The sequence below is a fragment of the Musicola paradisiaca NCPPB 2511 genome (assembly GCF_000400505.1).
Classification (GTDB): Bacteria; Pseudomonadota; Gammaproteobacteria; order Enterobacterales; family Enterobacteriaceae; genus Musicola; species Musicola paradisiaca.
Window position 1 is genome coordinate 1472401 of sequence record NZ_CM001857.1, and the last position, 24623, is coordinate 1497023.

23 protein-coding genes and 1 pseudogene are annotated in these 24623 nt (G+C 55.9%); 20 read left to right on the forward strand and 4 right to left on the reverse strand.

Translation table 11 applies throughout. The annotated features are described in order from the left end of the window. Positions 1–312: 312 nt before the first annotated feature. From patD to phnP, 14 genes and pseudogenes are all read left to right on the forward strand, one after another. Entirely contained in the window at positions 313–1737 is a 1425-nt protein-coding gene (patD, locus tag DPA2511_RS06685) for an aminobutyraldehyde dehydrogenase (protein WP_012764922.1), read from the forward strand. A 317-nt stretch (positions 1738–2054) separates the two neighbouring features. Further along, positions 2055–3473 (forward strand): putrescine aminotransferase, encoded by a 1419-nt coding sequence (gene ygjG / locus DPA2511_RS06690; RefSeq protein WP_012764923.1) that lies wholly within the window; start codon positions 2055–2057, stop codon positions 3471–3473. A 562-nt stretch (positions 3474–4035) separates the two neighbouring features. Beyond that, on the forward strand, positions 4036–4881 hold the full coding sequence (locus tag DPA2511_RS06695; protein ID WP_012764924.1) for a hypothetical protein: 846 nt from the start codon (positions 4036–4038) through the stop codon (positions 4879–4881). Then, positions 4878–6122: a DNA methyltransferase gene (locus DPA2511_RS06700; protein WP_012764925.1), complete on the forward strand. Its 1245-nt coding sequence runs from the start codon at positions 4878–4880 to the stop codon at positions 6120–6122. The genes DPA2511_RS06695 and DPA2511_RS06700 overlap by 4 nt, the downstream gene beginning before the upstream one ends. An 810-nt stretch (positions 6123–6932) precedes the next feature. Then, the gene (phnF, locus tag DPA2511_RS06705) at positions 6933–7652 is read left to right on the forward strand and encodes a phosphonate metabolism transcriptional regulator PhnF (protein ID WP_012764926.1); all 720 of its coding nucleotides are present in this window, start codon (positions 6933–6935) and stop codon (positions 7650–7652) included. After that, a complete protein-coding gene (phnG, locus tag DPA2511_RS06710; RefSeq protein WP_012764927.1) occupies positions 7653–8102 on the forward strand; it encodes a phosphonate C-P lyase system protein PhnG in 450 nt (149 codons plus the stop codon). Then, positions 8099–8692, forward strand: coding sequence for a phosphonate C-P lyase system protein PhnH (gene phnH, locus DPA2511_RS06715; protein WP_012764928.1), 594 nt, complete (start codon positions 8099–8101; stop codon positions 8690–8692). The genes phnG and phnH overlap by 4 nt, the downstream gene beginning before the upstream one ends. Continuing rightward, entirely contained in the window at positions 8692–9774 is a 1083-nt protein-coding gene (locus tag DPA2511_RS06720; RefSeq protein WP_012764929.1) for a carbon-phosphorus lyase complex subunit PhnI, read from the forward strand. Before phnH ends, DPA2511_RS06720 begins: the two co-directional genes overlap by 1 nt. Continuing rightward, a complete protein-coding gene (locus DPA2511_RS06725; RefSeq protein ID WP_012764930.1) occupies positions 9761–10612 on the forward strand; it encodes an alpha-D-ribose 1-methylphosphonate 5-phosphate C-P-lyase PhnJ in 852 nt (283 codons plus the stop codon). The genes DPA2511_RS06720 and DPA2511_RS06725 overlap by 14 nt, the downstream gene beginning before the upstream one ends. Next, complete coding sequence (gene phnK, locus DPA2511_RS06730; protein WP_012764931.1) at positions 10602–11390, forward strand: phosphonate C-P lyase system protein PhnK; 789 nt, start codon at positions 10602–10604, stop codon at positions 11388–11390. The genes DPA2511_RS06725 and phnK overlap by 11 nt, the downstream gene beginning before the upstream one ends. Positions 11391–11409: 19 nt before the next feature. After that, entirely contained in the window at positions 11410–12114 is a 705-nt protein-coding gene (phnL, locus tag DPA2511_RS06735) for a phosphonate C-P lyase system protein PhnL (protein WP_012764932.1), read from the forward strand. Continuing rightward, positions 12111–13248 (forward strand): annotated as a pseudogene (gene phnM / locus DPA2511_RS21220) (alpha-D-ribose 1-methylphosphonate 5-triphosphate diphosphatase). The gene phnL and the pseudogene phnM overlap by 4 nt, the downstream one beginning before the upstream one ends. Further along, on the forward strand, positions 13248–13790 hold the full coding sequence (gene phnN / locus DPA2511_RS06745) for a ribose 1,5-bisphosphokinase (RefSeq protein ID WP_012764934.1): 543 nt from the start codon (positions 13248–13250) through the stop codon (positions 13788–13790). Before phnM ends, phnN begins: the two are co-directional and overlap by 1 nt. Further along, on the forward strand, positions 13781–14530 hold the full coding sequence (gene phnP / locus DPA2511_RS06750) for a phosphonate metabolism protein PhnP (protein WP_012764935.1): 750 nt from the start codon (positions 13781–13783) through the stop codon (positions 14528–14530). The genes phnN and phnP overlap by 10 nt, the downstream gene beginning before the upstream one ends. A gap of 54 nt (positions 14531–14584) precedes the next feature. On the opposite strand, the gene DPA2511_RS06755 is transcribed toward phnP, so the two are convergent. Further along, positions 14585–15499: a LysR family transcriptional regulator gene (locus tag DPA2511_RS06755; RefSeq protein ID WP_012764936.1), complete on the reverse strand. Its 915-nt coding sequence runs from the start codon at positions 15497–15499 to the stop codon at positions 14585–14587. Positions 15500–15642: 143 nt separating this feature from the next. Here DPA2511_RS06755 and DPA2511_RS06760 point away from each other — a divergent pair, with 143 nt between their 5' ends. From DPA2511_RS06760 to DPA2511_RS06785, 6 genes are all read left to right on the forward strand, one after another. Further along, positions 15643–17067 (forward strand): MFS transporter, encoded by a 1425-nt coding sequence (locus tag DPA2511_RS06760; RefSeq protein ID WP_012764937.1) that lies wholly within the window; start codon positions 15643–15645, stop codon positions 17065–17067. Between the two features lie 120 nt (positions 17068–17187). Then, entirely contained in the window at positions 17188–18024 is an 837-nt protein-coding gene (gene phnC, locus DPA2511_RS06765; protein WP_012764938.1) for a phosphonate ABC transporter ATP-binding protein, read from the forward strand. A gap of 62 nt (positions 18025–18086) precedes the next feature. After that, positions 18087–19019, forward strand: coding sequence for a phosphonate ABC transporter substrate-binding protein (gene phnD, locus DPA2511_RS06770; protein ID WP_012764939.1), 933 nt, complete (start codon positions 18087–18089; stop codon positions 19017–19019). A gap of 125 nt (positions 19020–19144) precedes the next feature. After that, positions 19145–20011: a phosphonate ABC transporter, permease protein PhnE gene (phnE, locus tag DPA2511_RS06775; protein WP_012764940.1), complete on the forward strand. Its 867-nt coding sequence runs from the start codon at positions 19145–19147 to the stop codon at positions 20009–20011. Positions 20012–20022: 11 nt separating this feature from the next. Then, complete coding sequence (phnE, locus tag DPA2511_RS06780) at positions 20023–20910, forward strand: phosphonate ABC transporter, permease protein PhnE (RefSeq protein WP_023638205.1); 888 nt, start codon at positions 20023–20025, stop codon at positions 20908–20910. After that, the gene (locus DPA2511_RS06785; RefSeq protein WP_012764942.1) at positions 20885–21631 is read left to right on the forward strand and encodes an ABC transporter ATP-binding protein; all 747 of its coding nucleotides are present in this window, start codon (positions 20885–20887) and stop codon (positions 21629–21631) included. Before phnE (DPA2511_RS06780) ends, DPA2511_RS06785 begins: the two co-directional genes overlap by 26 nt. A gap of 149 nt (positions 21632–21780) precedes the next feature. On the opposite strand, the gene DPA2511_RS06795 is transcribed toward DPA2511_RS06785, so the two are convergent. The 3 genes from DPA2511_RS06795 to DPA2511_RS06805 all read right to left on the reverse strand — a co-directional run bounded on the left by DPA2511_RS06795 (position 21781) and on the right by DPA2511_RS06805 (position 24452). Continuing rightward, positions 21781–22191, reverse strand: coding sequence for a type II toxin-antitoxin system HicB family antitoxin (locus DPA2511_RS06795; RefSeq protein WP_012764943.1), 411 nt, complete (start codon positions 22189–22191; stop codon positions 21781–21783). Positions 22192–22218: 27 nt separating this feature from the next. Next, on the reverse strand, positions 22219–22398 hold the full coding sequence (locus tag DPA2511_RS22700) for a type II toxin-antitoxin system HicA family toxin (RefSeq protein ID WP_012764944.1): 180 nt from the start codon (positions 22396–22398) through the stop codon (positions 22219–22221). A gap of 287 nt (positions 22399–22685) precedes the next feature. Next, a complete protein-coding gene (locus DPA2511_RS06805; RefSeq protein ID WP_012764945.1) occupies positions 22686–24452 on the reverse strand; it encodes an AIPR family protein in 1767 nt (588 codons plus the stop codon). Between the last annotated feature and the right edge of the window lie 171 nt (positions 24453–24623).

Genomic DNA, 24623 nt, shown 5'->3' on the forward strand with positions numbered 1-24623 from the left:
TCTGTTCTATCTGAATCAAGCTGGCAGATATTTTGCTTGTTATACCTCAACGACGTTGCGTTGCCGGACAACCCGTCTGAGTGTCGCAACACAACGCCTTAGGCCAGCTCATCAGCGCGTTGTAACGCGGCAATCTGTTGGGTATCCAGGCGCTTACAGCATTAAGTCAGGGTGAGACAATGTGGCCGGGAGCCGCATTGAACGTAGTGTGCCGCAGCCCCGCGGGGCGCGAATCATGCAGCCGGCACATCAGCAACGAGATACATGACGGGTATATACCCCCGACAGAATGGGCCTTAGAGGGAAACAGGTATGCACGATAACATGTTGATTGACGGGAAATTGGTGGCTGGGCTCGGTGAGCCTTACACCGTATTTAACCCCGCGACCGGAGAGGCGATCGCGGCGATCGCTCAGGCAGATTTGGCGCAGGTGGATGCTGCCGTCAATGCCGCCGACGCGGCGTTTGCCCACTGGGGGCAAACCACGCCGAAGACCCGCGCGGCACTGCTGCTGAAACTGGCGGATACCATCGAAGCGCACGCACAGGCGCTGGCGAAACTGGAGTCGCTCAACTGCGGTAAGCCGTTTCATGCTGCGCTGAATGACGAGATTCCCGCGGTGGCGGATGTATTCCGCTTTTTTGCCGGCGCCGCGCGTTGCCTGAACGGTTCGGCGGCGGGGGAGTATCTGGAAGGCCACACCTCGATGATCCGTCGCGACCCCATCGGGGTGGTGGCATCCATCGCCCCCTGGAACTACCCGCTGATGATGGCGGCCTGGAAACTGGCGCCGGCGCTGGCGGCGGGGAACTGTGTGGTGCTGAAGCCGGCGGAACAAACACCGCTGACCACCTTTTATCTCGCCAGTCTGTTGGCGGATCTGTTCCCGCCGGGGGTGGTTAATATCCTGTTCGGGCGTGGCAAAGACATCGGCGATGCGCTGACCGGGCATGACAAGGTTCGCATGGTCTCGCTGACCGGTTCGATCGCCACCGGCGCGCATATCGTCGGTAATGCCGCACCCACGTTGAAGCGCACGCATATGGAGCTGGGCGGCAAGGCGCCGGTCATTGTGTTTGACGATGCGGATTTGCAGCAGGTGGTGGATGGCATCCGCAGTTTCGGTTTCTACAATGCCGGCCAAGACTGCACCGCCGCCTGCCGACTTTACGTCCAGCGGCCGGTGTACGAACCATTGGTGCAGGCGCTGGGTCAGGCGGTGTCCACGTTGAAAATGGGCGATCCGAACGATCCCGATACCGAATTGGGGCCGTTGATTACCGCGGAGCAATGGGAGCGGGTAGCCGGGGCGGTTGAGCGGGCGAAGGCGTTGCCGCATATCCGGGTGATTACCGGCGGCGAGCGTGTTCCCGGCGGCGGTTACTATTTCCAGCCGACCGTGCTGGCGGATGCGCGTCAGGAGGACGAGATCGTTCAGCGCGAGGTCTTCGGGCCGGTGATTTCCCTGACGCCGTTCGACGACGAGGCGCAGGTCGTGGCCTGGGCCAATGACTCGCGTTATGGTCTGGCGTCATCGGTCTGGACCGGCGACGTCGGCCGGGCGCATCGGGTCGCGGCCTGTCTGGAGTACGGCTGCACCTGGGTGAACACCCACTTTATGCTGGTGAGCGAGATGCCGCACGGCGGCCAGAAGCTTTCCGGTTATGGCAAAGATATGTCGATCTACGGGCTGGAGGATTACACCGTAGTGCGGCATATCATGATTCGGCATTAATTAACGGCGCCCGGCAATGCGTCCGTCGTGAGGGGCGCCGTGTTGCCGGGTGCGGTTTCGGGGGGATGAATGCGGCCAACCGTTGCTTTTTTGTGGAGCAACCTGCCCGCAAACGGTGCATGTTGCGGGCCCTCGCCGCGGATTGAGCCCGATGACCGGGTGACTATTTCACATAATGATTAGTTTTGTTTATTTAATGTTATGAAGGACTTTCCTGAAACCCCGGACGGGTACGGCGGTGTGTGGTCAGCAAGTGGCTCGATATGTGCATAAACTTGATTGGTATCCTGTGATACCTGTTAAACAAGGAGCCTATTTTGTCCAGATCAACGTCACATTTCACCCCGCTAGAGTCTTCTCAGCAGGCACTTGAATGGATTATGAGCGATACATTATCGCCAGACGCCATGAACACGCTCAGTCTTGACACCCTCCACGCCTTCCGCGATTACGTCAATCCTGGTTTTCTTGAATACCGTAAGTCGGTGACTGCCGGCGGGGGCTATGGCGCCGTCGAATGGCGCGCCAGCGGCCCGAATACCTTACTGGATGTTCAGGGTAACGAATACCTCGATTGCCTGGGCGGCTACGGCATCTTTAACGTTGGACACCGTAACCCCACCGTGGTGGCCGCAGTGGAAAAACAGTTGTCCAAACAACCGCTGCACAGCCAGGAACTGCTGGATCCGCTGCGTGCCCTGCTGGCGAAAACGCTGGCGGCGCTCACGCCCGGCAACCTGAAGTACAGTTTTTTCAGCAACAGCGGCACCGAATCGGTGGAAGCGGCGCTGAAACTGGCGAAAGCTTACCAGTCGCCGCGCGGGCGGTTCAGCTTTATCGCTACGCATGGCGCTTTCCACGGCAAATCGTTGGGCGCGCTTTCCGCCACCGCCAAACCGATGTTTCGTCGTCCGTTTATGCCGCTGGTGCCGGGATTTCACCATGTCCCGTTCGGCGATATCGATGCGATGAAGCAGCAGATTGTGCAGTGTCAACGCAATGGCGAAGGCATCGCCGCCGTGATCCTGGAACCGATTCAGGGCGAAGGCGGCGTCAACTTGCCGCCACAGCACTATCTGCCGGCGGTGCGGGCATTGTGTGATGAGACTGGCGCGCTGTTGATTTTGGATGAAGTACAGACCGGCATGGGGCGCACCGGTAAGATGTTTGCCTGTGAACACTATGGCGTCGAGCCGGATATTCTGTGTCTGGCGAAAGCGCTGGGCGGCGGCGTGATGCCGATCGGCGCCACCGTGGCGACGGAAGAGGTCTTCTCGGTGCTGTTCGACAACCCGTTTCTGCATACCACCACCTTCGGCGGTAATCCGATGGCATGTGCGGCGGCGCTGGCGACCATCAACGTGTTATTGCGCGACAAGCTGCCTGAACAGGCCGCCCGTCAGGGGGCGTTCCTGCTTTCCGGCCTGCAACGGCTGGCGGCGGCGTACCCGGACTTGATTGTAGAAGCACGCGGACTGGGGCTGTTGCAGGCCATCGAGTTCCGCGAAAACGAAATCGGCTATGCGTTTGCCAGCGAGCTGTTCCAGCGCCGCGTGCTGGTGGCTGGCACGTTGAACAACGCGAAGTCAATCCGTATCGAACCCCCATTAACCATCACCCACGAGCAGTGTTGTCGCGTATTGCAGGAAGCAGATCGCGCACTGGCGAAGCTGAGGGCGGTGCAGGTGGAGGATGCCAAACCTAAACCCATCAACATGGAATTTGCGCTACAGTGAACATTCCGTCATATGCGTTCAGCCCGGTGCTGAGCCGATACGCCAAGCCAGTCTGATTATTCGACTGGTTTTTTTTGGTACGTTTTTCGGGGATTAGCGCAACAATGAAACATTATATTCGCTGAGTTTGGTTGCTTTTATTGCTTCCCTTTGTATTTCAGTCTGAATTCATGCCGCCGTATCTGTTCCGGTTAAGATATTTAGCGACCTCCTGTTTAATTTCCCGTTGACCTCATTGCGGTTGAGTGCTGTCCACGTTTCAGAAGAGTATTGCTATTCGTCAGTATTAGTTAAATGCTGTTCGAATCGGTAGGGCTGTTTTATATCTGTCGTGCTCGTTTTAATTAATTAAATAGATATTTTATGTCTCTCTGTAAATAATGAAAATGATAGAGGGTTGGCATTTTTTAATGTTTTTTATTTAATCTTTGGCTATGTTTTTAAATGTGAACGTATGTGTTTTATCTATGCCAATCGACGCCTTAGGGCGTAAAACTGGTATTTTATATCTGTAAATGTTAATATATAAAAATTAATTTTTTCTGGGGTGGGATAAGAATAAATGAAAATTGTCGGGGTGAAAGTTATCGCTGATAGCTGCCAAGATGAAAGTGATTATGATGATGCTTATTTTGAATTATTTATGGCGCCAGTGAGGAAATGTAAGGATTATAAACCTAAATTTGGGATTAATGATATTAATGGAGTGGATCTTAACGGGTTTAAAAGCCTTTATGGAAGTGATCCCTTTTATTCCTGGATTGGTGTTGATAGTGACCTTATGTATTCAGCCCATAAAGCGGCTGGAGGAATGACGTCTGTTTACAGACAGATTGGTCTCGGTTGTGAAAAGCTATTTAGACGAATTATTATGGATAGTTGTCTTTATGACGACGCTAAATATTCTAATTGGTCCTATGAGACCCAGGCTGGTAGCGGGAAAACTAAAACCCTTTATCTGGATGGACGTCTTGAATTAGACGAAATAAAAAATTTATTCGTAAAAAAACGAGTGAAAGAATGGATGACGGAATATTGCCAACGGATTCATGTGACTCCGCCATTACATGGGGTTGTTTTTGAGGTCAGGCAGGGTTACAAGAGTAAGGATAGCAAAAGACAAAATGGCGATTTAGATAATGCTACTGTCGCCTGGGCGAGTGGGTACCTTCCTATATTTGCGATTTTTTCATCTCAAATAGATAAAGATCTTGTCTATCGTTATGTTAATAATCGCTGTGGTATTCTGACAGGGGTGCATGAAAGCGAAGCCGATGAGTACCTATCGCTGTTTTCTTTTGTGAAAAATGTATTGGGGTATGATTTGTCAGGCTTTTTCCTGAGAAACTCCAACAGAATAAAAAATGAAATGAACAGTATTTTATCAACATTGTTGAGCGCACGATGAACAACGAAAAAGTATCAAAATGTAGTCAATATACTTTTAAATATAATAAAAACCAGGGTCGACATGGATGGTTGCGGCTTACTCCGGCGTATTCTGTAAAATTGGTTGAAGAATTAATTTTACATACAGAAAAAGGCAAGAAAATATTAGATCCATTTTCGGGCACCGCAACGACGGGGTTATGTTCTCTTGAGCAAGGGTATGATGCTTTGCTTTGCGATATAAATCCGTTTTTAATTTGGTTTGGTAATACTAAACTGGCTACTTTTGAACAGTCACTTTTGTCTGAAACGTATCAACTTGCCCAAGGAATTATTAGTCAATCAAATGCTTTTTGGGGTGAAAAAAATTGGACTCCTGAGATTCATAATATTAACAGATGGTGGAGTGAGGATACGTTAGCCAGTTTGGCTGCATTACGATCGGCAATTGTTCATGAAATCGGTGAGCCGAATGCATTGAATCAATATCATAGTCTGATCTGGATCGGTTTTTGTCGATTGATCATTGAAACGTCTTCGGCGGCATTTAATCATGTGTCGATGTCTTTTAATGCCGATACGGTTCGCCACGATCATCAAGAGGTTGCGGGTCTTTTTCAGATGATCATAACTCGTTTATTCTCAGCGACTAATACCCTGACTCACCGTCAAGCCAAGGTCATTCGTTGTGACGCCAGAGAGATTGATCAAAATGGTGAAAACATGCTGTTTGATCATGTTATAACCTCGCCTCCTTATCCTAACCGGATGAGTTATATCAGGGAGCTCCGTCCATATATGTATTGGACAAAGTTCCTGAATGAGTCGAAAGAAGCTGCTGAATTAGATTGGAAAGCTATTGGCGGAACCTGGGGAAGCGCAACATCTAAATTAAAAGATTGGGCGCCGTCAGATATATCTCTACCCGATATACTTATTGATGTCTGTGACGATATCAATAATAAAGATGATAAACATGCAAACCTGATGAGCAGATATGTGCATAAATATTTCTTTGATATGCACAGGCATTTTAGTTCGCTGCGGAGCGTTTTATCAAAAGGTGCAAAATTGGATTATGTCGTCGGGAATTCAAGCTTTTATGGAGTGAAGGTGGATTCTGACAAACTTTTTGAGCAATCACTGCGTATTTTAGGCTATGACAATGTGAGTTCGAAAATCGTCAGGAAGAGAAATTCAAAAAAAGAGTTGTATGAATTTTGTGTTTCTGCCGAATGGAACAGGCCTGAATTATTATAATTCAGGTTCGCATCCTGCGAGCGGCAGAAAGGTGCCCGATGAATTTACTCCGGTGAGGGATTCGGGTGAAAAAAACCGCTGTCGGGAGCCGATGTGAATGCAGTTTGCGGCGGCGCTGATGGGCTGGGTCATAAAGCCAACGTACCGGTAACTCGACGTATGACGATATAAAACGTCGCGGTGTGATCGTCAGGTGATATTCACGGTGTAATGACCTGGCGATGTTGGCCTATTCAGATCGTAAATGAATCATAGAGCTATCAACCAAACGGTCAGCAGGCTGTTTGGGTGGGTGGATCTCGTTCTGGTAATACATAAAACCATGGTATTCATACATTGCGTTGATGTTCTGGCGAAGCCTCTGACATGAGTGTCGATACCGTATTGAAGTATGGATATACAAAGTGTTTTTTTGCCTGCGTGTTAACAAAAATTCCAGCATTGAAAAAATGTCTGATTTATTTAATCAGGCCAGTGATATCGTCGCTATCTTATTTCCATGGCACTGCCATTGCGGGCATCCTGTCTAAACGTTATCGCGTGCTGTTGGCATGCCGAATACCTGTCTGGTCTTTTTTTATTCATCTCTTCGCCATCCTGTCTTCACTGCGTTGTCATATTTCGCCGTCACCATAAACGCCGTTAACTCCTCGTTTTTTTATCGGTAAGCGTGAAACCCCTGATGCCGTTGTCGCTCGCCGGTGAAGATATAAGGTTGTCGCGATACGGGGATTTAATCGTCCTTTGCCACACTTTCCTGCGCCTTGTTCGTCCGGTGGCGCAGGTTTCCCTGTTATCAGGAGTTTTTTTATGGACGTGTTGTCTAGACATCCGACCACACGATACGAAGCGATCGCCCTCCAGCTGGAAGAAGAACTGCGCAGCCATTATCGCGGCGGCGACTATCTGCCGTCGGAGCAACAACTGGCGGCACGTTATGACGTTAACCGCCACACGCTGAGACGGGCGGTGGATGAACTGGTGAACCAAGGGCTGGTACAGCGTCGTCGCGGCGTCGGCACTCTGGTACTGATGCGTCCGTATGATTATCCGCTGCACGCGCAGGCCCGCTTCAGCCAGAACCTGCTGGAACAGGGCAGCCATCCCACCAGTGAACGTCTGTCGGCACAGTGTGTGTTGGCCGAGGCGGCGATTGCCGCTGCGCTGGGGTGTCGGGATGGTGAGGAGATTATCCATTTGCGCACGTTGCGCCGGGTCAATGGCTCGCCGGTATGCGTGATTGACCACTATCTGCCGGAACTGCGCTGGTGGCCCGTATTACAGCATTTTTGCAGCGGCTCGCTGCACGATTTTCTCGCGCGTGAATTACACCAACCGTTGACCCGGCGTCAAACCCGCATCAGCGCCCGTCAGGCGCAGGCGCGGGAACGGCAACTGTTGGAAATCCCCCCGCAGACGCCGGTGATGTGCATTCGCACGCTGAACACCTGCACCGGCAGCGATCGGGTGGCGGAATATTCCATCAGCCTGACGCGCGCCGACATGATTGAACTGACCATGGAGCACTGAATGACGATGCAAACCGCAAGACAACGCTGGCTCTCGGTGCTGGCGCATAGCGACCCGGCGCAATTACGCCATCGATGGCGGCAACTGGGGCTCCATCCCGCCTGGCAAACCGTGCGGGCGCCGGAAATCGGCCTGGCCAGGCTACAAGGTCGCATGGGCGGTACCGGCTCACGTTTTGTGCTGGGCGATATGACTATCACCCGGGCGGTCATTCGATTGGATGACGGCACCTGCGGTTACAGCTACGTCATGGGGCGCGACAAAGCGCACGCCGAGCTGTGCGCGCTGATCGATGGGCTGCTGTTGCAGCAGGGTGAGACCGGAGCGCTCCACCAGCAATTGATCGCGCCGCTGGCCGCCGATCGCGCCGAACGTTTGCAGCAACGTGCGCGGGAAGTCGCCGCCAGCCGGGTGGACTTTTTTACGCTGGTACGAGGGGATAACGCATGACCGTAACGCAATCAGACGCCATACAGGCGGGGTTCGCTGATGCGCATCGCGACGCCCAGCAGGTTTTTCGCCGCCTGCTCAAAGCGATGAGCGAACCGGGAGAAACGGTGACGCTGCATCATCACGTCGGTTGGGGCGCACTGTCGCCGGCGGCGACGGCGGTGCTGCTGACGCTGGTGGATCATGAAACGCCGTTGTGGCTGGAGCCGCGTCTGGCGCAGGACGACGTCGTCACCAGCCTGCGTTTTTACACCGGCGTCCAGCTAACATCGCCGGCGCAGGCGCAGTTCGCCGTGCTTGGCGTGAATAGCCAGCAACCGCTGGCGAGTTTCAATCCCGGCGATGAGCTGTCGCCGGAACGGAGTACCACGCTGGTGCTGGAAGTCGATGATCTGGCGGGGGGGCTGCCGTTGTGGTTGACCGGGCCGGGGCTGGCGCAAGCGAGGATGATAGCGCCGCAGTTGCCGGTAGCCGTATTGGATTACTGGTGTTCTCGCCCGCATGCCTTTCCCGCCGGGCTGGACATTATCCTGACTTGCGGCGCGTCGCTGTTGGCGTTGCCCCGCACTACGCAAGTGGAGGTGTGCTGATGTATGTCGCGGTGAAAGGCGGTGAAAAGGCCATTGAGGCCGCGCACCGGTTGCAGGCGCGGCTGCGCCGGGGCGATGACCATCTGCCGGCATTGCAAACGGCGCAGATAGACCAGCAACTGGGGCTGGCGGTGGATCGGGTGATGACCGAAGGCGGTATTTACGACCGGTCGCTGGCGGCGTTGGCGATCAAACAGGCGGGCGGCGATCTGGTCGAAGCGATTTTCCTGCTGCGCGCTTATCGCACCACGCTGCCGCGTCTGGCGGACAGCCTGCCGCTCGATACCCGTAAACAGCGCATCGAGCGGCGTATTTCGGCGGTTTACAAGGATCTGCCCGGCGGGCAGGTGTTGGGGCCGACTTACGACTATACCCATCGGCTGCTGGATTTCGCTCTGCTGGCGGAAGGCGAAACACCGTCGGTCGAGCTGGCGGAACAGCCGCTGCCGGAGCCGTGTCCGCATCTGTTTTCGTTGCTGACGGCGGAGGGGCTGGCGGCGGTAGAGGACGATGACGGCCGTGAGCCGGCGGATGTCACGCGCGAACCGCCCGCCTATCCGGCGCCGCGTTGCGCCCGGTTGCAACAGCTGGCGCGCGGCGACGAGGGTTTTTTGCTGGCGCTGGGCTATTCCACCCAGCGCGGCTACGGCCGCAACCATCCGTTCGCCGGAGAAATCCGCACCGGGTACGTCACGGTGGAGGTGGCGCCGGAAGAGTTGGGGTTCCCGCTGGAGATCGGCGAAATCCTGCTGACCGAATGTGAAATGGTGAACGGCTTTATTCAGCCTGATGATGCGCCGGCGCACTTCACCCGGGGCTACGGGCTGGTGTTCGGCCGTGTGGAGCGCAAGGCGATGGCGATGGCGCTGGTGGATCGGGCATTGCAGGCGGCGGAGTATCAGGAAGCGGTGCAAGGCCCGGCGCAGGATGACGAATTCGTGCTGTCGCATGCGGACAATGTGGAAGCGGCGGGGTTTGTGTCGCACCTCAAGTTGCCGCACTACGTCGATTTTCAGGCGGAGCTGGCGCTGTTGCGCCGACTGCGCCAGCAACGTCAGGAGGGTGACGATGGCGCAGCTTGATGGTTACAACCCCGGTTATCTGGATGAACAAACCAAACGCAGCATCCGCCGGGCCATGCTCAAGGCGGTGGCGATCCCCGGTTATCAGGTGCCGTTCGGCGGACGGGAAATGCCGATGCCTTACGGCTGGGGCACCGGCGGCATCCAACTGACCGCCAGCCTGATCGGCGAGCAGGATGTGCTCAAGGTTATCGATCAGGGGGCGGACGACACCACCAACGCGGTGTCGATCCGGCGCTTTTTCCAGCGGGTCAGCGGTGCGGCCACCACGCTGAGCACCACGGCGGCGACGCTGATCCAGACCCGCCATCGCATTCCGGAAACGCCATTGCGTGAAGATCAGATTCTGATATATCAAGTGCCGATCCCGGAACCGCTGCGCTTTATCGAGCCGCGGGAAACCGAAACCCGCAAGATGCATGCGCTGGAAGAGTACGGCGTGATGCAGGTGAAACTGTACGAGGATATCGCCCGCTTCGGCCACATCGCCACCACTTACGCTTACCCGGTGCGGGTCAACCATCGCTACATCATGGATCCGTCGCCGATCCCCAAATTCGATAACCCGAAGATGCATATGATGCCCGCGCTGCAACTGTTCGGCGCCGGGCGCGAGAAGCGTATTTACGCGCTGCCGCCTTACACCCGCGTCGAAAGTCTGGATTTCGATGATCATCCGTTCAGCGTCCAGCACTGGGATCAGCCCTGTGCGCTGTGCGGCTCGCGCGACAGCTACCTCGACGAGGTGGTGATGGACGATCAAGGCAACCGCATGTACGTCTGTTCCGATACCGATTATTGCCGTCAACGTCAGGAGGAAGCGCGCCATGAACATTGATACTGTCCTGCCGGACAGGCTCGACGAAACGTCGCTGTTGCAGGTGGATAACCTGACGCATTTCTATGCGCCCGGCAAAGGGTTCGGCGCGGTGTCGTTCGATCTCTACCCCGGCGAGGTGCTGGGGATCGTCGGCGAATCCGGTTCCGGCAAAACCACGTTGCTCAGGGCGCTGTCCGCCCGGTTGACCCCTCAGCAGGGAAGCGTGCGTTATCTGGGCCGCGATGTGTACGCCATGGGCGAGAGCGAACGTCGCCGGTTGCTGCGTACCGAATGGGGCGTGGTGCATCAGTATCCGCTCGACGGGCTGCGACCGCAGGTGTCGGCCGGCGGCAATATCGGCGAGCGCCTGATGGCGGTGGGAGCAAGACATTACGGGGAGATCCGTCGTCAGGCCGGGGCGTGGCTGCAGGAGGTGGAGATCCCGCTATCCCGGCTCGACGACCTGCCGACCACCTTTTCCGGCGGCATGCAGCAACGGTTGCAGATCGCCCGCAATCTGGTGACGCACCCGAAACTGGTGTTTATGGACGAGCCCACCGGCGGGCTGGATGTGTCGGTACAGGCGCGGCTGCTGGATCTGCTGCGCAATCTGGTGCGCGATCTGGGGCTGGCGGTGGTGATCGTCACCCACGACCTCGGCGTGGCGCGATTGCTGGCGCACCGGTTGTTGGTGATGCGCGAGGGCCGCGTCGTGGAAAGCGGCCTGACCGACCGGGTGCTGGACGACCCCCACCACCCGTATACGCAACTGCTGGTGTCGTCCGTGTTGGGCTGAATAAGGAGCAACGGAACCCATGACTACGCAACTGCGCGTTGAAAATCTGAGTAAAACCTTTGTGTTGCACAACCAACACGGTGTTCATCTGCCGGTGTTGCACCAAACCAGCCTGACGGTCAACGCGGGCGAGTGCGTGGTGTTGCACGGCCATTCCGGCAGCGGTAAGTCCACCCTGTTGCGTGCGTTGTACGCCAACTACCAGCCGGACAGCGGGCATGTCTGGGTACGTCACCGCGGCGGGTGGGTGGATCTGGTCGCGGCGCCGGCGCGGCAGGTGCTGGCGGTACGGCGCGACACCATCGGCTGGGTCAGCCAGTTTTTGCGGGTGATCCCGCGTATTCCTACGCTGGAGGTGGTGATGCAGCCGTTGTTGGAACGCGGCGTGCCGCGTGCGGAATGCGAAGCGCGGGCGGCCGAGCTGTTGACCCGGCTTAACGTGCCGTCCCGATTGTGGGGGCTGGCGCCGTCCACCTTTTCCGGCGGCGAGCAGCAGCGGGTCAACATCGCCCGCGGGTTTATCGCCGACTCTGCACTGCTGCTGCTGGATGAGCCCACCGCCTCTCTCGATGCCGCCAACCGCGATGCGGTGGTGGCGTTGATCGAAGAGGCCTGCGGCCGCGGCGCGGCAGTGGTAGGGATTTTCCACGACGACGCGGTACGGCAGCGGGTGGCGAACCGGCTCCATGTGATGGCCCCCGTAACACAGGAATCAAAAGCATGATCATTAACAACGTTCGGTTGGTGCTGGACAACGAGGTCGTCACCGGCTCGCTGGAGTGTCATCAGGGCATGATTCGCGCGCTGGCCGATACCCCCCAGCCGGTTGCCGCAGGCGCTGGACGGCGAAGGCGGCTGGCTGCTGCCGGGGCTGGTGGAGCTGCATACCGATAATCTGGATAAATTTTTTATGCCGCGCCCGAAGGTGGACTGGCCGGCGCACTCGGCAATGAGCAGCCACGATGCGCTGATCGTCGCCAGCGGCATCACCACCGTGCTGGATGCGGTGGCGGTGGGGGATGTGCGCGACGGCGGCCATCGGCTGGAAAACCTGCGTCGGATGCTGGATGCCATCGTGCACAGCCAGCAGCAGGGGGTAAACCGGGCGCAGCATCTGATCCATCTGCGCTGCGAACTGCCGCACGAATCCACGCTGCCGCTGTTCGAGAACCTGATGGATCTGCCGGAACTCCGGCTGGTGTCGCTGATGGATCACTCGCCGGGGCAGCGCCAGTTCGCCACGCCGGAAAAGTATCGTGAGTATTATCAGGGCAAGTACCACCTGAACGACGCGCAAATGGATGTGTTCGAAGCGGAGCAGTGCGCATTATCGGCACGTTGGTCGCAGCCCAACCGGCAGGCGATCGCCGCCCATTGCCGTGCGCGCGGCGTCGCGCTGGCCAGCCATGACGATGCCACGCAGGCGCATGTGCGCGAGTCGCTGGCGCTGGGCTCGGTGATCGCCGAGTTTCCCACCACCGAGGAAGCGGCCAGCCTGTCGCATCAGCATGCCATGCAGGTATTGATGGGGGCGCCGAACATCGTGCGCGGCGGTTCCCATTCCGGCAACGTGGCGGCGTCCCGGCTGGCGGCGCTGGGCGCGCTGGATATCCTGTCCTCGGATTACTACCCCGCCAGCCTGCTGGATGCGGTGTTCCGGCTGGCGGCGGACGAGAACAATGTCTTTACGCTGCCGCAGGCGGCGGCGATGGTCAGCGCCAACCCGGCCCGGGCGATCGGGCTTGGCGATCGGGGCCGTATCGCCGAAGGGTGGCGGGCGGATCTGGTACTGGCGCACGCGCCGCACGGCCAGGTGCGGGTTCGTCATGTCTGGGCGCAGGGCAGGCAGGTGTTCTGATGGCGCGGCTGATTTGGCTGACGGGCGCCTCCGGCGCCGGCAAAGATGCTTTGCTCGAAGCCTTGCGGCGGACGAACCCGACGCGCCTGCTGGTGGCGCACCGTTACATCACCCGGTCTGCATCGGCGGGCGGAGAAAACCATGTCGCCCTGAGCGAAGCGGAGTTTGCGTACCGCCGCGAACGCGGCCTGTTCGCGCTGCACTGGCAGGCGCATCAGTACCATTACGGCATTGGTATCGAGGTCGATGCCTGGCTGTCCGCCGGGCTGGATGTGGTGGTTAACGGCTCCCGTGCTTGTCTGGTGCTGGCTCGCCAGCGTTATGGCCGTCGCTTATTACCCGTTGGCTTGCAGGTGTCTCCCGATGTGCTGGCGCAACGTCTGAGTGCGCGTGGCCGGGAGACCGCCGGGGAGATCGCGCAGCGTATGCAACGCACGGTGCCGACAGACGACGATGCCGTTGCGTGGATCGACAACGACGGCCCGCTGGCGCAGACGTTGCACCGGTTCTACCAACTACTGGAGGAAAACGAATGGAACTGATGTTTATGGGCACCGGCGACGCGCAGCAGGTGCCGCTGACCGGTTGCGATTGCATAGCCTGCGAGCGGGCGCGGCGGGATCCGCGTTTTCGGCGCGGGCCGAGCAGCATGCTGGTGCGGTGCGACGACGAGGCGACGCTGCTGGATGCCGGCGTCACGCAACTGGAGCAGCGTTTTGGCGTTAACGAAATTCGGCGCATTCTACTGACGCACTATCACGTCGATCATGTGCAGGGGCTGTTTTCATTGCGCTGGGGCATCGGCGATCGCATTCCGGTGTTCGGCCCGCCGGATGAACAGGGGTGCGACGACCTGTACAAACACCCGCGCCGGCTGGATTTTCAGCCGCCGATGACGCCGTTTCAGCCGGTGGCGATGGGGGCGTTGCGGGTAACGGCATTGCCGCTTAATCATTCCAGACCCACCTTCGGCTACCTGCTGGAATGTAACGGGCAGAGCGTCGCTTATCTGACCGATACCGGCGACCTGCCGGACGCGACGCGGGATTTTCTGCACGGTCGGCGGCTCGATCATATGGTGATGGATTGCACCCAGCCGCCGCGCGATCAACCGCCGCTCAATCATAGCGATCTGAACACGGTGCTGCGGGTGCGTGACCAACTGCGACCGACGCAGACCTGGCTGACCCATATCAGCCACGACACCGACGCCTGGCTGATGCTAAACGACCTGCCGGACGGGGTGCGTGCGGCGGCCGACGGCGCGTGGATCCGCGTATGACGTGAATCGCGCCTGAGGATGAAAACGGCGGCGCACCGCCGCCCGACGACGTCTTTATTCGATGTGGGGACGTGCCGGATCATCGGTACACACCGCCCGTAAGCAATCACGTAGCCAGCGATGAGCGAGATCACCGTCCATACGCGGGTGCCACAGCATCGATACCGTCATATCGGCCAGAGGAACCGGCAGCGGAAAACCGAACAACCCGTGGCGCAGATTGCGGGTATGGTATTCGGGCACCGTGGCAATAAGATCCGACTGCCTGGCCAACGCCAGTGCGGCGGAGAAGTTGCTGACGGAGGTGACAATCGTCCGCGTCAGCCCGATCGCGTTCATGGCGTCGTCGAGGTAATGGGGAGAATCGCCGCGGCGTGATACCTGAATATGTTGCCCGGCGGCATAGCGCTGCGGGGTCATGTGGCCGTCGCACCAGGCATGGCCTGCGCGAACGACGCCGATAAAGCGATCCTGAAACAGGGCGCGGGCGCGCAACTCCGGGCTGGTCGTCTCGCCTACCACGCCGATATCCAAATCGACGCTGCCGTCGCGTAGCGGTTGCGGATCCTTGTTCCATTTCTGTACAAAATGCAGCTTTACGCCGGGGGCTTCCCGGCTGATGCGCGTAATCAGCGCCGCGCCGAAGTTCTCGACAAAGCCATCGCGGCTGCGCAGGGTGAACGTGCGCGTCAAGCGACCGAGGTCGAGTTGTTCCGCCGGGCGCAACACCGCCTGTGCTTCCAGCACCAGTTGCCCGACCTGTTCACGGAGTATCAACGCCCGCGGAGTGGGAACCAGTCGGCGTCCGGCGCGAACCAGCAGCGGGTCGCCGGTGGTGTGACGCAGTCGAGCCAGTGCCCGGCTCATGGCCGACGGGCTTAACTGCAAGCGTCGGGCGGCCTGCGCGACGCTGCCTTCTTCCAGCAAAACATGAAGCGTACTCAGAAGATTCAGATCCGGTTTTGACATGATGACATCCTGCTAGCTGTTGTGGCCTGCAGCTATGGCCTGATATAGGGCGTGACATGCACGATTGTACTGCATGTCGTGCGTCTTCCGCCTGATGATGTGGCGTCATAGGCTATGGAATACATACCCCACGAGGTTTATCTATGATGCCCCTGACTGCTTCGTCCCGTGCCGCCCCGCAGACTGGCGGCGGCGCATTTATCAGTCTCTCTCTGTCTTCTCTGCTGTCCTCGCTGGGCACCAGCGTTGCCAACATCGCGTTGCCTGAATTCATGCTGGCGTTTCAGGCGCCGCTGGCGCAGGTGCAGTGGGTGGTGATCGCCTACTTGTTGGCGCTGACCGCTACGGTAATCGGCGTCGGGCGTCTGGGGGATATGTTCGGCCGTCGGCGCTGGCTGTCGACCGGTATTGTGTGGTTTACGCTGGCTTCGCTGGGATGTGGGCTGGCGCCGAACCTCGCCATGTTGATCGCGGCACGGATCGCTCAAGGGCTGGGCGCGGCAATCATGATGGCGATGACGCTGGCGCTGGTCGGGGAGACGGTCGATAAGGCGTCGTTGGGGCGTGCGATCGGTCAGTTGGGGGCGATGTCGGCCGTCGGCACTGCGCTGGGGCCGACGTTAGGCGGCGTCTTACTGGCATATGCGGGGTGGCCGTCGCTGTTTCTGATCAATGTGCCGTTGGGTCTGCTGGCGTTATGGCTGGCGGCCCGGCGTCTGCCGGTAGCGGCCATGTCGCCGGATGCGCAGACAACCGGGTTTGACCTGGCGGGAACGCTGTGGCTGGTGGGGACGTTGGTGGCTTATGCGCTGGCGATGACGCCGGACGTAGACGTTATGGGCGCAACCCGGCCGTGGCTGCTGTCGGCGGCGATTGTCGGCCTGTTCGGGTTTATCCGGGTGGAGACGCACACCGCCAACCCGTTGATTCAGCCTGGTATGCTGCGTTCTGCGGTGATGGGCGGTGGGCTGGCGACCAGCCTGTTGGTGGCTGTCGTGATGATGACCACGCTGGTGGTCGGCCCATTCTATCTGCGTCATGCCTTGCGTTTGGATGCCACCCAAACCGGGCTGGTGATGTCCGCTGGGCCGTTAACCGCCGCGTTGACCGGCGCAGTGGCGGGGCGTTGGGTGGATCGCGCCGGGACGATGCGCATGACCATGCTGGGGTTGATGTTGATCATTCTCGGGTGTGGCACGCTGTCGGTCATGCCGTATTCAGCCGGTATTATTGGCTACGTTCTGCCGCTGTTAAGCCTCACCGCCGGGTATGCGCTGTTTCAAACCGCGAATAACACCTCATTGATGAAAAACGTGGATGCCACCCAACGCGGCCTGGTGTCGGGCATGGTGAATCTGTCGCGTAATCTGGGGTTGATCACCGGCGCGGCTGTGATGGGGGCGTTATTTGCGCAGGCGAGCTCGGTCGATCTGGCGTCGACGCTGGATATGACGGCGCGTGCCGAAGCGGTATCCGGCGGGATGCGCACAACGTTTCAGACGGCTGCGGCGCTGGTATTGATGGCAGTACCGATCGCGTGGTTCAGTGTACGCCGCCGTTCGGGTTGAGCAGCGGCGATAATCACATGGAACGTCAGTGAGTTCATTTTTTAATCATAAACCCGTCATCAAATTTTCATCTGCGGTGCTCTTAATAACAGCCATTGTTCAGTTAGCGGGAATAGGCTCATGTCTCAGGCACTGTTGGAACCCGAAATCAGCCCACAGAGTGAACCCAGGGCGTTCGCGCCGGACAACGTTTTGTCGGTGCGTCAGTTAAGTAAGGCTTACGCGGGACAGCGCAACCCGGTGTTGGACGGCATCAGTTTTGATCTGTGCGCGGGTGAAATGGTGGCGGTGATTGGCCGTTCCGGCGCCGGGAAATCCACCCTGCTGCATGTGATGAACGGTACCCTGCCGGCCAACGCCGGGCAGATCCTGCGTTATCGCGCTGCGCACGACCAGCAGGACATTCTGCAACTCGGCGGGCGCGATATGCGCCAGTGGCGCAGCGAGTGCGGCATGATTTTCCAGGATTTTTGTCTGGTGCCGCGCCTGGATGTGCTGACCAACGTGCTATTGGGCCGGTTGAGCCAAACCTCTACGTTGAAATCCTTTTTCAAACTCTTCTCCGACGAAGACCGCGCCCACGCCATCGGGCTGTTGCAGTGGATGAACCTGCTGCCGCAGGCGTTGCAGCGCGCGGAGCATCTCTCCGGCGGGCAGATGCAGCGCGTCGCCATTTGCCGGGCGCTGATGCAGAACCCGCGCATCCTGCTGGCGGACGAGCCGGTCGCCTCTCTCGATCCGAAAAACACCCGCCGCATTATGGATGTGCTGCGTCAGGTCAGCGAAAACGGCATCACTGTGGTCGTCAACCTGCATTCGGTCGAGCTGGTCAAAAGTTATTGCACCCGCGTCATCGGCATTGCGCAGGGGCGCATCGTTTTTGACGGCGCGCCATCCGGGCTGAGCGACGGTCTGCTGCAAACGCTGTACGGCGACGAGATCCATCAGGTTCACTGATTTTTTACACCCCCCTGTCATTTAATGACTCGTTAAACACTACATAACAACAGGCAGAACCCATGAAGAAAAATATCGTGATGACTACGCTGCTGGCGGGTGCGGTACTGACCGCCGGTTCTTTTGCTCAGGCTGCGCCGCGGGAGCTGAATCTGGGAATTCTGGGCGGCCAGAATGCGACCCAGCAGATCGGCGATAACCAGTGTGTGAAACAGTTTCTGGACAAAGAACTGAATGTGGATACCCAGCTGCGCAACGCTTCCGATTACGCTGGGGTGATCCAGGGGCTGCTGGGCAAGAAGATCGATCTGGTATTGAGCATGTCGCCGTCCTCGTTCGCCTCGGTCTACCTCAAGGATCCGAACGCGGTGGATGTGATGGGGATCGTGGTGGATGACGCCGACCAGTCGCGCGGTTATCACTCGGTGGTGGTGGTCAAGGCGGACAGCCCGTACCAGAAGCTGGAAGATCTGAAAGGCAAAGCGTTCGGTTTTGCCGACCCGGATTCTACCTCCGGCTACCTGATCCCCAACCATGCGTTTAAAGAGAAATTCGGCGGCTCGCCGGACGATAAATACAACAACTTCTTTTCCAGCGTGACCTTCTCCGGCGGCCATGAGCAGGACATTCTCGGGGTGCTGAACGGCCAGTTCGATGGCGCAGTGACCTGGGCATCCATGATCGGCGATTACAACAGCGGTTACACCAGCGGCGCGTTCGGCCGGCTGATTCGCATGGATCATCCGGATTTGATGAAGCAAATCCGTATCATCTGGCAATCGCCGTTGATCCCGAACGGCCCGGTGTTGGTGAGCAATGCGTTGCCGGCGGATCTTAAAACCAAGCTTATCGCCGCGGTACACAAACTGGATAAGGAAGACCACGCCTGCTTCGTGAAGGCGGTGGGCGGCAAGCAACACATCGGCCCAGCCACGGTCGATGATTACAAAACCATCATCGATATGAAGCGTGAACTGACCAAAGGCAACCGCTAATACGGCAAGGGGGCCGACTATGCTCGGCCTGACCCATAGCGCCAGGCGAGGCGGCGGGGCACGAAAATCCGCCGCCTGAAAAACGCAAGGGAAGCGCTTCCCGCCCCCACTCACACGGCCCGCTTATGCACAATCCCGATTTTGAGCACTATTACCAGCAAATTCGCACCCGTCAGAAACGCGACACGCTGCTCTGGTCTTTGACGCTGGCGCTGTTGTATCTCGGCGCGGGTAAGCTGTCCGAATTTAATGTCTATACGCTGTGGAGTTCGTTTCCGCATTTCTTTGATTATCTGGCGGAAACCTTGCCGATCCTGCACTGGCAACTGCTGTTCGCCGACGGGCATACCGAAGGATCGCTGGCGTATTGGGGTTATCGCCTGAATATCCAGTTACCGCTGATTTGGGAGACGCTCAACCTGGCGCTGGCGTCGACACTGGTGTCCGTCGGCGTATCGATGGTGCTGGCGTTTCTGGCCGCCGGGAATACTCAGGTTCCGCAAGGGGGGCAGATCAGTTTGCGCGCACTGGTGGCATTCTTGCGCACCATGCCGGAACTGGCCTGGGCGGTGATGTTTGTGATGGCGTTCGGCATCGGCGTAATTCCCGGATTTCTGGCGCTGACGCTGCATACCATCGGCAGCCTGACCAAGCTGTTTTATGAAGCGATTGAAAGCACCTCCGACAAACCGGTGCGCGGCCTGGCCGCTTGCGGCGCCGGCGTGATGCAGCGGATGCGCTTCGGCCAGTGGCCGCAGGTGAAACCGGCGTTTCTGTCCTACAGCTTTATGCGGCTGGAGATCAATTTTCGTCAATCCACCATCCTCGGATTGGTGGGCGCCGGCGGCATCGGCCAGGAGCTGATGACTAATATCAAACTGGATCGTTACGATCAGGTCAGTATGACCATGTTGCTGATTATCGTGGTGGTATCGGTGCTGGATACGCTATCTGGCCGGATTCGGCAGCGAATCGTAGAGGGAAAAAAATGACCATGAGGCCTATGTTCTCAGCGGGTAATGATACGGCGGTGCTGCGCAAGCAACACGCTGAACTGTTCTCCCTGCAGCGGCGCTATCTGTGGCGCATTGGCATGCTGGCGTTGGCGATGGTCGTCTACTACCTGTGGTTTTTGTCGACGTTCGGCATCACGCTGGCGCAGTGGGGGCACGGCGTGGGCGAGCTGGGCCGCTATTTTCTGCGGATGTTCGTCTGGCACGATTTCCTCGACTGGCCGTTCGGCTACTACCTGTCGCAGGTATTTATCACGATCGCCATCGTATTCGCCGGGACGCTGACGGCGACGTTCGTCGCACTGCCGCTGTCGTTTCTGGCGGCGCGTAATGTGATGCACGAACCGTGGCAGCGCCCGGTGGCGTTGCTGGTGCGGCGGCTGCTGGACGTGCTACGCGGCATCGATATGGCGATCTGGGGGCTGATTTTCGTGCGGGCGGTGGGCATGGGGCCGTTGTCCGGCGCGCTGGCGATCCTGATGCAGGATACCGGCCTGCTCGGCAAACTGTACGCCGAAGGGCACGAAGCGGTGGAGCGCGCGCCCAGTCGCGGGTTGGGTGCGGTCGGCGCCAACAGTTGGCAGAAGCACCGTTTCGGCATTTTCACCCAATCATTCCCGGCGTTTCTGGCGCTCAGTCTGTACCAGATGGAATCGAACGTGCGTTCGGCGGCGGTGTTGGGGTTTGTCGGCGCGGGCGGCGTCGGCCTGGTCTATGCCGAAAACATGCGGTTATGGAACTGGGATGTGGTGATGTTCATCACCTTGATTCTGGTGGTGGTGGTGATGGCGATGGATGTGCTCTCCGCACGCCTGCGCCAACGCTATATCACCGGCAAACCGGTGCCGTTGTTTGAATCACAACCATCGCCACGTTGAGCGGTTGATCTTTATTGAGGCATCGGCTAATGCCGACATGACCCCTGAACAGAGTTCCTGTTTGCTCCGCCCACTGAAAGGCGCGGTTATCCTCAACGGCGCGGATATCCACCGCCAGTCCACCGCCGAAGTGGCGCGTGAACTGGCGATGTTGCCGCAGATGCCGGACGCGCCGGAAGGCATTAGCGTGAAACATCTGGTCAGCCTGGGGCGCTCCCCGTATCAAAACGGGTTGCAGCAGTGGTCGCCGGAAGATGAACGGATGGTGAACCTGGCGCTGGTACAAACCGGCACCCAGCAACTGGCGGAACGACCGGTGGATGCGTTGTCCGGCGGTCAGCGTCAGCGGGTGTGGATAGCGATGACGCTGGCGCAGGACAACGAGGTGGTGCTGCTGGACGAGCCCACGACGTTCCTCGATCTGGCACACCAGATTGAGGTGCTGGATTTGTTGCGTGAGTTGAACCGCCAGCACGGCAAAACCATCATTATGGTGCTGCACGACCTTAATCTGGCTTGCCGTTACGCCGACCACATGGTGGCGGTGCACGATCGCACCGCTTTCGCGCAGGGCGCACCGGCCGAGATTCTCGACGAAGCGCTGGTCAATACGGTGTTCAACCTGGACTGCCGTATCATCCCCGACCCGTTTTTCCATACGCCATTGTGTATTCCGTTCGGGCGCGAGAAACCGCCGGAAGACGCGCCGTCGACGTGCTGATGATGGAGATCTATGACAAGGAAGCGCGCGCCGGTTGTTCAGTCGGGGATGCCGATATTCGACAAAGGCGCCAGCGCCACTCGCAAGTTAGGAGCGGCCTATGCAGAGGATGTTAGAGAAAAACCTGCCGGGGCAGGTTTCAGCGACGGTTAGCGCAGGGATGAAATTCGTTCTAGCGCTGCCTGGGCAAGAAACCCCGAGCGGCTTTTAAATTCCGGGTTACTCGCTACGCAACGATCGATACGGTCAATCAGTGATTTCGGCAGCGTGACGTTAATTTTTTCCACCCCCCCCATCAGCCGGGTGACATCGATATCAACAACGGCCCAGGTGTAACCGATGTACTCCGGTGATTTCGCCAGCGCACCGACGGATGACACGGCAGGAATATCCTGGCCCATCTCGATCAGCAGCTCGATGTGGCCGGTGATCGCGTCTTTAGCATTGGCGATGGCTTCATCAAGCGTATCACCTGCGGAGAAACAGCCCGGCAGATCCGGCACTGTCACGCCGTATGCATGAGTATCGTCGCCTGCTTCAATTGCAATTGGATAAAACATAATTCAGCCTCTTCAAGTAAGAGGGGATCATATCCCCGCCTGTTTCCTGATGCTTTTTACCGTACCTATCGGTAAATCCTTCTTCGGGTGTGGGATGGTCACTAATCCCGGTTTGGTTGGGTGGGTAAAATGGTGATGACTGCCGTTAACCCTTACCAGTTCCCATCCATCGGCCTTGATTTCTGCTATTAACGTCCTGCTGTCCATCCTTAAACCCCGTAGCCTGGCTATCGATAAATTATAACCCTGATAACCCTGTATTTCAATATTGCAGGGTTATCAGGGTTATTTTTTTATAATAATCAGATGTCGAATATTTGATTTATTGTTTAATACTTCGTGTATGGAGGGGGCTTATGTTCTTGTATGCGGAAACTACAGTTTTTGTGATAGTTGAAAGTATAAAGAACGCGCCAAAATTAGCGCGTAAACTTAATACAGTTAAATTTATTTATACTTATCTCATGATAAAGTAATTATATTGTAGATATATTTTAAATATTTTTATAAAGCTCATCGATTTTATTTGCGTTTGCAAAGAACCTTGCTGGATATGCATTTGCATACTTGCTACTCATATACTCCTCTGTACTATCGATTAAATTAATTAACTTTGTTCCTAAATCATTTATATCTGGAGTGATATGATCTGTTGATGACTTGAGGTTTTTAACTGAATTTAATAATACTGAGGTAAAGTATCTATTTGCGTGAGTGACAATCAAATGTCTTCTGCTATTTGAAAGCTTGTCAATGGTGGTTAGTTCCTTTCCAATTAGGTCATCAATGATTCTAAGATGAATAACGGCATTTATTAATCTAATTCCGGGTACTTGTGGGTTAAATACCGCTTTGTATAAATTACCATCGAAGTTGTCAAAAAATCGGCCTCTATATAACTTTAATGTCGCAACAATTGTATTGTTTTTGGTTAAACAAGCTAAAGCGTTGAGCGCTTCATCAAGATCTATTGTTTTGGCGTTTTTTTGAAATGAGTCTTCATCTGTTCTTAATAGTTGGTACTGGTATCCTTCAAGAATTAATTCCTTGGCTAACCTGTGTTGCTCTGGCTGCTGAGATGCAAAATCTCGTCCGAGAACTCTATTCTGGAGGTTGTTAGCCCTGGTTATGCTATTGGCGATGGTATCACCTTTGTCATCATTTACTTTTATAAATCTTGCGGAGATTTTTATTTTTGAAAGATTTTCTCCTGCAGAGTCGATCAATGATCCAATGCTGCTTACTGTCTGTGCTCCATTAATGACACTTACATCTGTAAAATTAAAAACTCCTCTTTCTGAACCTAATGCTGCATTCCTTCTATGAGGCTCTATTTCATTAACTAATAACGTTATGCCATTATTATAGAACCAGAACATATCTGGTTTTGTTAATGCAGTTTTTTTAATTTCTTCATTGACATCTGTTTTTCCTAGCAAATTCCTAATATTTTTTGTGAATAATCTTTGGCCGTGAGATTTCCACCAGTCTGCGATCTGATCTCCACTAATTAAACCATAATAAGCTTTATGTGGATTGTCGATAAAACCGTATCGTTCTATTTCAACATCTTTCAAGTCAATGCTATTCCTAGAGCCGGCCTGTAACCATTGAAGGATGTCTTCGGCAGAAATAAGATGAACTTGAAAGGCTAACTCTTCATTTGGAGTATTTTCTGTCATTAACGCCGCTTCATTCAAATCCACTTGCCATGATTTCATGTCATCCAGAATTTGTTCTGCAGCGCCTCTTTTACCTGTGTGAGTCATTGCAAAGATGAATTTATAGTCTAAAGAGCTAAGTGCAATGCTGATATCTGCCTGTTTGTTTTGTAGTATCTCGTCAAATAAATTATATTGTTCACTTTGGAGTTTTTCGCATGCATCTTTAAAAGATAAAAAATCATCTTTTATCCATGTTCCACTACCTGACTGATTAAATTTAGATTGAACTATAACTACAATTTTCTCATTGTGGTTAATACATACACCATCAATACCGCCATCACTGCTGCTATCACAAACACTTTCGCCAGCTTCCCGATCATCAACGCCACCTAATTGAAACATAGTAAAAGCAGCCAAGGCTCTACTGGCCATCTTTATATTGTAGTCTGGTTGAGTAACAGAGCATTCACGTTTATGAATAAAATCCTGATATCTTTCTCTTAATGCATGTCCAAGTCGGGTGGCTGTAACTTGTGCGGTTGCGGAAGCTGCAGTTGAATTATCTTCAAGTTTTAGATCGCTTACAAATGCCATAATTATCTCGATAATTATATATGTTTAAATGATATTTTTTTATAGAACTTAGGTTTGTCAGGAGAAAAAGATTAATCATTATCAATGAATGCATCTCATTATATTAAAAATATATCATCTTTTTTTCTGAGTTAGTGAGAAATAAAGTAGCTTGGCCGATCTTTACTAAAT